This window comes from Prevotella sp. S7-1-8, assembly GCF_000758925.1.
GTDB lineage: Bacteria > Bacteroidota > Bacteroidia > Bacteroidales > Bacteroidaceae > Prevotella.
On record NZ_JRNC01000102.1, the window covers coordinates 1 to 9,782 of the forward strand.

The following is a 9,782-nucleotide window of genomic DNA, read 5'->3' on the forward strand; positions in this document are numbered from 1 at the left end:
GAGGTATATCTCACAGAGTATGGGGCATGCAATCGACAAGACCATTTCAAAAAGATACATCGCCCAATATCCGTTGGAAAACATGTTCGAGTACAACAACAAGTTGTTAGACTTACAGCCAAAGGTGACCGAGGAAGATGTCAAGAATATGACAGAGGAACAGAAGACAGAGATGCTTCTCAAACTATTGGCAAATAAGTAACATGTTATCGTATTATTCACAATCATACTTTTCACTTGAGACCCTTTGAAGATTTTCAAAAGCATGCCATGAGAGAGGCAATGGATAGTGTGTATTCATGGGAACAGGAGCATCCAGAAGAATACTCTCGTTTCTCATTGGATATGATGAAAGTTGAGCGCAATAATTTCAGCAGTCTTGAGCGTATCTTCAAGATGACGGCAGGTTTTGTGCCGACATCCGTTCTTGTCGAATGCAACAAATTACTTGCACGAGATTCTAAAGGAGTGCAGTCTGCTGTTGAAAGTGCTACCGCCGCCAGCCGAGTCGTTGACGAGCTGATGGGACTGAAGGGCTATCTGAGATTTGGTGTGTACACAGAAACTGTAGGGGAGAAAGAAACCCCTAGCCAATCGGAGCGGTTCCTGATAAGGGAATCTAACTTATCGGACGAGGCCCTTAGTGAGGAAGATGACGAACACATCTATGTACCACGTGACTGCCTAGGAGTTTTGGGAATCGCTGCCGTCCTTCGTTCAGATGGCAGTATTCACTTTCGGGAAGGGGCACTCTGCTGATGAACTTGCAACTCTATCAAAGAGAATTATGCTATCTGCCATACACGCATTGCCGGAGATTTTCGTTAAACTCCGTGACCAAATTCATGCTGGGAGTAATCCCCTTCTGATGTGTACATTGTATTATATCTGCTATGACCACGGATTGCCAAGAAGCGCAATGGCATTGAGCAAGGTCAGCCTGGGTGCTAAACAAATCTCCTACATACGTGAGAGTGCCAAGACTGTAATCGAGAAACTTATGGAGACAAGCGTAACGAATGTACTTGACAAGAAGGCGGAATGGACTAAACAGATCAGGGACATTGAAGAGGCAGAATTGAAGCAAGCCATGAAGAATACCCTCGGCAACACGAAGGGTAAACACGGATGCAGAACCTTTCAGCAAGAAGAGCTAAGCATTGATAACATTCTTATTGCCGATGACAAACAAGCATTGAAGGAGGCGTTTCTGATGGCTCTCAATGATATGGAACACGAATACGAAACCGCATATATCAAGGCTGCACTCATCCGTTCTCATCATCTTGAACCGCACATTTCTTTTTCCGTATTTATCCGTGCTATATGCACTTTCTCTGGAAGAGAATACAAATATGATACAGCCCAAAGGGTTGACTCCTTCATATATCATGAACAGAAACGTTTCAAGACCTCCAAAAGTTCCAAGTGGCAGCATGGAAGAAGAATCGTGTCGTATCTGATAGAGACTTTCGATGAGATACAATAGTCGATTGTCCGTGGCCCAGGTTCAAACCACTTTCGTGTTTTACGAGGGGGCGGGATAACACTCCCCCAATTAATCATATTCATGATTTCAAATCGGCAAAATCCATAAAAATCCTCATTATTTTGCAGATAAAGACGATAACATGCAGAGAAAATGAAGATATTTCATTAATTTTGTGGCATTAAAAACGTATATATGGAAGATATAAATCGTATTAAGGTTGTTTTAGTTGAGAAGAAGCGCACTAACAAGTGGCTGGCAGAACAATTGGGGGTGAACCCAACAACTGTTTCCAAATGGTGTACAAATTCATCACAGCCAGACCTCGGCAACCTCCTTAAGATTGCGGACTTGCTGGGAGTTGACATAAAAGAACTACTTGTGAGAGAGTACAAACAATATCTGCTTTCACAGAAATAAAAGGCTTCTGCACGAACATTGTGTTCGCAATTAGTGCCTACCTTTGCAAAAAAATAAGATATGCCTACAAATAAAAATGCTTTAACGCGATATAAGTATCTTGATGAATTGTTGTCCGACAGACATCACTTCTTCGACATTCATGACCTTACTGATAGGGTCAATGAGAAACTTATTACATCAGGCTTGCCAGAAGTTACACAGCGTTGCATCGAGAAGGACATCAACTATCTGGAATACGCCCCTTTCTTTGCAGAGATAGAACGTTTTCGTGTTAGCGGCAGAAGGTGTGTTCAATATGCTGACCCTTCGTTTTCCATATTCAAGAAGGAATTGTCAGAAGAGGAAAGTAACCTTATTCTTGAAGTGCTAAACACCATCGGTCAGTTTGATGGGTTAACACATTTTGAATGGTTGGAACGATTCAAAATCGGACTTGGACTTAAAGAGCGGACCAAGGTTATATGTTTTAGCAATAATCCATATCTACAAAATTCAAATCTGTTGGGGGTGCTATTCGACAACACATCTAATGAAGTGGTTGTTGAACTAGAATATCATACGTTCTCTGACACGGGAAAGAAGACGATAGTATTCCATCCATATATGCTGAAGCAGTATAATAATCGATGGTATATTATAGGAGCTGCCAATAGTGATAGGAAAATCTTGAATTTTGCTTTAGACAGAATAGATAAGGTGACTCCTCTGCCTGAAGTTAAATTTGTCCCCTGTGAGGAAGATCTTGCAGAACGCTTTGAAGATATTGTAGGTGTTACATTATATGAAGATAGGGAAGTGGAACATATCATATTTTGGGTAAGTGATTACTCAAAAGACTACATCATAACAAAACCCATTCATGAATCGCAAAAGTCTCTGAGAAATAATGCCATAAACACTCTTTTGAAAAAGTATCCCAATATAGGAAGTGGAAGAATCTTTTCAATAGACTGTATACCTAATTACGAGTTAATAAGGGAGCTATGTTCCTTTGGAAAAGAACTCATCGTTCTTGAACCATCTTCCATAAAGGACGAGATTTTCAAGCGTATCTCGCTCATGGTAGAAGAATATTCTTGTGTACGAACATAGAGTTTGTGATCCGTTGTTAACTTTGCAGCGTTAAAACAAAATATTATGCGTTTAGAAAAGTGGTTTATATCAAATCTTGATGATTCCCAGAGGAACATCATCGTTCAAAACATTGACAAGAGCATTGCTGTCCGTGGTGCTGCAGGTAGTGGCAAGACAAATCTTGCCATACACCGTGCATTACAGGCGAAGAACAAGGGATCGTATGCAATCCTTATCTTTACAATTGCACTCAAACGTATGATAGCATACGGTATGGAAGCTCTTGGGCTTGACAAAGAGCGTATTGCATACGAATGGGCATGGACGCACCGTGGGTTTGACCTGACCGGTGATGCCTATTGTCAAAAGAACCCCAAAGCTGGCATTATAATGAGAAATGTGCTCTTCCTCGTGAATGATATGGATGTTCGTAAATTTATACGAGTAGACAGAACAGCTGATACTTATGGCGTTGACTTTGCAGATTGGGTAGACAGCAAGTTCTACCATGCTTTCGGTAGAAGAACGAGCTGGTTTGAAGAGGTGACTATGGACACAGACTTCAGCGTTACCGATACGGACAACTACGAACTAATTCCGAGCGGAATCATGTATAAACAGACTAAGGAGAAGATTGATTACCTCATTGTTGACGAGGCACAGGACTTCAATATAACTGATTATCAGAGTAAAATTAAGCCAAAGGTAGGCAAGAGCCTTTCTCTTTTTGGTGATTCTGCCCAACAGATGAACAAAAATGGTAGCAAGATAGAGGACATTGCTATCGCACTTGACTATGACAGACTGTCTCTCGATTACAACTACCGTCTTCCAAAATCAATAGCTAAGGTGGCTCAGCAGATTCAGTCATCTAATGTTGATCTTATGAGCAACAATCGGAAAGATGGTGGCAATAGTGACTATCCCAACTATCCGAAACCTATTATAGCCAAGTTTGGTAGTCGTCAGGAAGAACTCCAAGGCATTCTTAATAGAATTCAGATGGAGGATTTGGATGATGTTGCTATCCTTGTCCCCACCGAGGCTGACGTAATGGAGGTGAACAAATTTCTCAATGATAATGGTGTGCAGACACAGGTACACTACAGGACTGGTAATGTAGTACCTTTCCGTACCATAAACACCCTTGATTTTTCCAACAATGATCTTCCTTGCATACTGACATATTATGCAGCAAAAGGTTCGGAGTTTGACAATGTTTTTGTTCCTTTTGCAAACGCTGCCAACCCGAAAGACCGCAATTCATTCTATGTTGCATGTACGAGATCTTCCCGAAACCTTGTTATCTCTTATTCAGGTAAACGTACACCTTACCTGAATGATGTAAGTAAGGAGTTTATTACAGAACTTGATTATACAGCAAAGCGATGAAATACTATATAAGCATAAATTCATGGAATTTACTTGAGTCTTTTGTAACAGAAAGCCTCTCTCCATTCGCTTTCTACAACAAGCGAAATTTTGGTAATAACCTCAGTCGTTTCATAAACAATTCCAATGACAAGATAAAATTCATAGTCCTTTCTACTGTTGATAATGGTGGTGATTATTCAATTATTGTCAATGACACTATCTTGGACACCTCATCAATCAAGCCTGTCAAAGGCTTAAAAACAATGTTCGTGTACAGTAAAACCTTATATTATAAGAAGGGGACTGTAAGTTTTCGTTTTGGCAGTCAGGCTTTACTGGATGCGTTTGTCGCTGAATCCCAAATCCTTTTTGAGGTAAAATGCATAGACAAATACAAGGATGATTTCTTTATCAAGGAAGTAAAAGAAAAAAAAGCTTCGTCAACCTTACGGAGACTTAGAGAAAGTTTTTCATTTGAGCAACAGACTTTAGTCAAAAATGACAACCAATTCAATATTATTAAGGGAGCTATTGTCGGATATGCCCGCGGCGCCTTAACAACCTCTGATTCAAGTGACCTTAGATTGGTGTCTATGATTAAGGACATAAAAAATTCTTTTGCTGGACTGAACACACAAATCATGGTCAACGATTCTGAGGTAGAGCGTCCAGAAGCATACATTATCAAACTCAAAGAATGTAAGAAATCGTTTAACGAAGTCCTTCACGAAAAGACGAACTATTTCGATATTCTTACACAGCTTTTCCTTGAAGTCAGAAATCTGGCCTCACTACGCTGTGCAGAACTTAGCAGATACAAGGTAGATAACAAGGAACGACTTATAGATCAAAAGCAGGACGTCGAATACGAAATCTGCGAGATAGAAAGAACAAGCAATATCTCAATTCTTAAAGCGGAACTGAAGCAGATTAAAGATGAAGAAAAGCGATTGGGCGAGAGAAGTGGAAAAACCAGAATATATTTCAAAAAAGACACTCCTAAGTATAATCGCAAACAAGAGCTGAAGGCTATTTTAAAGGAGTTTGAGGAAAGCAATGAAGATTATAAGGCATTGCTTCGAAAGCTTGATGAAATAAACACGTCAATACAAAACGCAAATAGCGGTAAGTCTCAATACGATGCTACGCTTAGTGCCCTCTTTGTTAGAATAAGTGACATTACCAACAATCTTCAAAAAAAGTTTGACCAAGGAAAATCTTTAAATGCTGTCGACTTTTCTTGTATTGAATATACTCAGGAATATGGGCTGGAGCTAAGGGAGGCTTCTGAAGATAACGATGAATTAGAATATTTCAATGTACTGATAAAGACCATTGTCAGCAGAGAGACTCTTGAAACCATTTCGGAGCAGTTCATTCTGTCTTTGATAGAAAAGTCGGCTATAGCATTTAAGTCGTGTCCATCCTATGAGTCAGAAAAGGGCAAGTTGATAATGGAGTGTCTAAGGAACTACTGGAGGTATAAGCATAACCAATGCACGGGATTTGTCATTCCAGGCGATATGCCTGTGCTACAATCTGTAATGTCATTCTTCCTAAAACCGTTCGGGTTTGACCAAATTGAGCGCTATATGATGAACAAGAAATTTACAAAGAAGAAGTATGCTATGATGCTGTGGGCTGCATGTAATGGCTATGCAGCTCTTCCCAAAACATTCACTTCTGTACTATACCAAGACGAAGAAAATTATATGGCTATGGATAACTTGCTTGAAGATATAATGCATCAATTGGAATGAAATCTATGGTTTTATAAGGTCTACGAATATTGGCTTCGCAAATAGTTCGTACCTTTGCATCAGAAAATTAAAACAAGGCGGTCTTTGACAAGTTTGGTAACTGAAACGGTATTTTGAAATTCGTCCGGCGTATTTGACCGGATGTCTCCTTGTTCCTCGGAATCTTGGAGATAAACAATGTTAGTACGTTAACGTGTTGCACTGTAGTACGTTGTACTTTTACTATTATTGTTATATGTAGTTTTTCTATGTTATATGTTCTATATTACATAAAGAAAAGATGTTTCGGTACCAGACCTCAGAGTCCGCCTCTAATTATAAAAATAGTGATAAATGGATAAAACGCAAATTACACAAATAGCTTCACAGATGTCAACAAGGGAAGATTTATTGGCATTGCTCAACCGTATCAAGCAAGACGAGATACGTGAATTGGGTTATGATACTGATAAGTTTTATCCGTTTACAATGAAGCATCTTTTGTACTATTGCAATCCCAATCATGTATTCCACCGTTATCATCAGTTTAAGATTAAGAAGAAATCAGGCGGTTTCCGTCAAATTACAGCACCACGCAATCAGAGTTTCATGATGCTGTTACAGACCGTGAATGAAATCCTGAAAGCAATGTATTCTCCATCCGACTATGCTATGGGATTTACAGAGGAACGCTCTGTGGTGACAAATGCTTCTGTACATAAAGGGCAGAACTACGTTTTCAATATTGACCTGAAAGATTTCTTTCCAAGTGTAGAACAGCGTAGAGTATTAAAGCGTTTCGGTGCGAAGCCTTTCTACTTTAACCCAGAGATTGCGCTTCTGCTTTCGGGATTATGTTCCATGAGGGTTAAAAGAGAACAAGCAGACGAAACCCAGACACATGATTTAGATAAGGAATTCGTTTATGTATTGCCACAAGGTGCACCAACATCACCAATTATCACCAACATGATTTGTGATACCCTTGACCGTAGATTGGCAGGGCTAGCAAGGCGTTTTGGTCTTCGTTATAGCCGTTATGCAGATGACATTACGTTCAGCTCAATGCACTATGTGTATGCTGAAAAGGGTGAGTTTAGGAAAGAATTAGCTCGAATAATCGGAAGTCAAGGCTTTACTATCAATGATACAAAAACGAGATTGCAGAAAAGAGGGAGTCGTCAAGAAGTGACAGGCATTATTGTCAGCGACAAACTGAATGTAACTAAAAAGTATGTTCGAGAAATTAGGAGTCTGCTATATATCTGGGAGAAATATGGCTATTCTGCTACAATGGCAAAGTTCCTGCCGAAGTACAAGGCAGAGAAAGGTCATGTCAAGAAAGGAAATCCTGACTTGACCAATGTACTTGATGGCAAACTCATGTATTTAAAAATGGTAAAGGGAGAGTCGGACATCGTATATGCAAGGCTTTTCGAAAAGTTTCAGCAACTTGTTGCCAAAGATTCTGGGGGCGACAAGAAGAATCCGTATGGTATCACCTATATGGAAACGGTGCCGCTTCTTAAATTTGAGCAAGATAAAAATACAGAAGTTGCAATCTTTCATAAGGAAGAAGGTAAGCGGTATGCAACCTTTGAGTTTAATGGAGTAAAACAGGTTGTATCAATAAACAAAGATGTCTCTCAAAATGACGAAATGCAAAAGGAGAAACTGGCCATCTCCAATTGTCGAAATCCAAAGGGAGAACAATTCTGGCTTATACATTTAGTCAATAAAGTGACGGTTTATAACCTAAAGCCTGTTGATATTGACGAACTAAATAACGATTTAGACTCATTATTAAGTACATAGTATGGATGAGAAGTTAATAGCTACTGTCAATAAGATAAAGCTACTGGCAGAACAAAATCCAGAGTTTAATCAAACTATGCAGAAACTGTTCGGAAATACGGTTTCTGCATCAGTCGTAAATATAAATTCTACTATTACAGAAGATATATCAGCAATTAGATCTGCTCTGGAAATAAGGGCAAAAGAAAGTCTTAAATATAGTTTTGTTAGAAAACAGAGGCTGCGTGACCAACTTATAATAGACAACCTTAGAATGGAAAATGCTGCCTTGAATCTAAAAGAACCAGAGGCAGATCGTTTTTATGTTTTCTGTGTAAATGCTTTTTACCAAGTTGAAAATATCCTAAATTACTTTTATTATACAAGCTTCCCAGAAATAGATGCCTTATTAAAAGAAATAGAGGATGGCACCCAAAATGAAAAAAATGACTTCAAATTTAGAAGAACAGGGAAGGAACAAAATGTTGGCAGCATTCCTGTTGCCCATAAACTTAATGCTTTTTTCAATACCTACTTGCCAGAAGAAGGTTCTTTGAAATGGTCTATTGGTACTCTTAGACAAGTTAGAAATGAGGGGGAACATAGATGTGATATTATCAGACAAGAAAAAGATGACAATAATAATTTGTATAAATTTTTCAAGTCAAAAACGTTCAATTATGTAAGGATTGACCTCATTAAGTTTGTAAATGCTATCAAGCATAAACTTGAAAATCCAGATAAGAAAGAAATGTTGGAATCTATAATTAAGTCAAAGTTACCTAGTGTTTGCTATGTATTGTTGAGAGGTAATATCGTATCGCTTCCCAACAAACTATTTGCAAAGGTTAGACATCTAAATAACAATGATGAAATTATTCTAACAGTTTCTGGTAATACAATAATTGATGTTGCTGCTAAATAGATTTTATATTATTAGGAGTCTCACTCTATCTAACATCCAATGTAGAACAGAGCAAATGAGGCTGTAAAGCAACAGATAATACGTTATAAGTAATATGAATATAGACGATATACGAGCTTTGCTCAACGACATTGAGAGCGACAGGGTGGAACGAACGATTTCCACTACCAATACGGATAAGTTTGGACAGGCTATCTGTGCTTTTGCCAACGACTTGCCCGACCACAAACAAACCAGCTATCTATTCTTGGGCGTTAAAGACGATGGCGAAGTACAGGGGCTTGACGTGACAGACGAACTGCTAAAGAATGTGGCCGCTATTCGTACTGACGGAAATATCCAGCCCCAGCCATCGATGACGGTAGAGAAGGTGGCGATGCCAGAAGGTGACATTGTGATGATACGGGTGGAGCCATCGGTTTTTCCTCCCGTCAAATATAAAGGCCGTATCTGGATAAGGATTGGGCCTCGCAAGGGTGTGGCCAACGAGGAAGATGAGCGTATCTTGCTGGAGAAACGTCGGGCAAACGTTACGGCATTTGATGCATCGCCCTGCCTGAATGCGACCATCGATGGTATGGACTTGCAGAAGTTCAAGCATTACTTCTTGCCGAAGGCGATGACGGATGCTGTATCTTTCTTCCATAATAAAATAATGATTTTAGGCAAAAATAGATGTAATAAAGCGTATATATTCTACACAAAAGTGTAATAATTGCTCGCCTTGCTGATTATTTTAGATTTTATAACACTTCTTTTTGCGATATGCTGCTATCACTTATAATTCTCCTCTAACAGCCTTTCCAAATCCGACACCTTATAGAGTATCTTTCCTGCAAACTGCGTATAGGGAATAATCCTCCTGTCCCGATAGTCCTGCAAGGTACGAGGGCTGACATACAGCCGTTCGCATACTTCCTTGCCTGTCAGGAAATGCTCACCGCCAAACAGCGGTTTGTGTGTA

At 39.3% G+C, this 9,782-nt stretch carries 10 protein-coding genes and 1 pseudogene; 10 read left to right on the top strand and 1 reads right to left on the bottom strand.

Annotation, left to right across the window (positions count from 1 at the left end):
* The 10 genes and pseudogenes from HMPREF1640_RS11775 to HMPREF1640_RS11820 all read left to right on the top strand — a co-directional run.
* Positions 1 to 202, top strand: a pseudogene (locus HMPREF1640_RS11775) (integrase); the annotation flags it as partial.
* A gap of 35 nt (positions 203 to 237) precedes the next feature.
* A complete protein-coding gene (locus tag HMPREF1640_RS11780; protein WP_156098810.1) occupies positions 238 to 759 on the top strand; it encodes a hypothetical protein in 522 nt (173 codons plus the stop codon).
* A 109-nt stretch (positions 760 to 868) separates the two neighbouring features.
* Positions 869 to 1,489: a hypothetical protein gene (locus HMPREF1640_RS13820; protein WP_231565916.1), complete on the top strand. Its 621-nt coding sequence runs from the start codon at positions 869 to 871 to the stop codon at positions 1,487 to 1,489.
* A 195-nt stretch (positions 1,490 to 1,684) separates the two neighbouring features.
* Positions 1,685 to 1,909 (top strand): helix-turn-helix transcriptional regulator, encoded by a 225-nt coding sequence (locus tag HMPREF1640_RS11790; protein WP_008123932.1) that lies wholly within the window; start codon positions 1,685 to 1,687, stop codon positions 1,907 to 1,909.
* 60 nt (positions 1,910 to 1,969) lie between these two features.
* Positions 1,970 to 3,004: a YafY family protein gene (locus HMPREF1640_RS11795; protein ID WP_036895087.1), complete on the top strand. Its 1,035-nt coding sequence runs from the start codon at positions 1,970 to 1,972 to the stop codon at positions 3,002 to 3,004.
* Between the two features lie 45 nt (positions 3,005 to 3,049).
* A complete protein-coding gene (locus HMPREF1640_RS11800; RefSeq protein ID WP_036895088.1) occupies positions 3,050 to 4,378 on the top strand; it encodes a 3'-5' exonuclease in 1,329 nt (442 codons plus the stop codon).
* A complete protein-coding gene (locus HMPREF1640_RS11805; protein WP_036895089.1) occupies positions 4,375 to 6,120 on the top strand; it encodes a hypothetical protein in 1,746 nt (581 codons plus the stop codon). The genes HMPREF1640_RS11800 and HMPREF1640_RS11805 overlap by 4 nt, the downstream gene beginning before the upstream one ends.
* Positions 6,121 to 6,453: 333 nt before the next feature.
* Complete coding sequence (locus HMPREF1640_RS11810; RefSeq protein ID WP_036895092.1) at positions 6,454 to 7,914, top strand: reverse transcriptase domain-containing protein; 1,461 nt, start codon at positions 6,454 to 6,456, stop codon at positions 7,912 to 7,914.
* A gap of 1 nt (position 7,915) precedes the next feature.
* Positions 7,916 to 8,818 (top strand): hypothetical protein, encoded by a 903-nt coding sequence (locus HMPREF1640_RS11815; protein ID WP_036895094.1) that lies wholly within the window; start codon positions 7,916 to 7,918, stop codon positions 8,816 to 8,818.
* A 94-nt stretch (positions 8,819 to 8,912) separates the two neighbouring features.
* Entirely contained in the window at positions 8,913 to 9,530 is a 618-nt protein-coding gene (locus HMPREF1640_RS11820) for a helix-turn-helix domain-containing protein (RefSeq protein WP_052051832.1), read from the top strand.
* A 62-nt stretch (positions 9,531 to 9,592) separates the two neighbouring features.
* Here HMPREF1640_RS11820 and HMPREF1640_RS12995 read toward each other — a convergent pair.
* A partial coding sequence (locus tag HMPREF1640_RS12995) for a helix-turn-helix domain-containing protein (RefSeq protein ID WP_156098811.1) occupies positions 9,593 to 9,782 on the bottom strand: 190 nt, incomplete at its 5' end.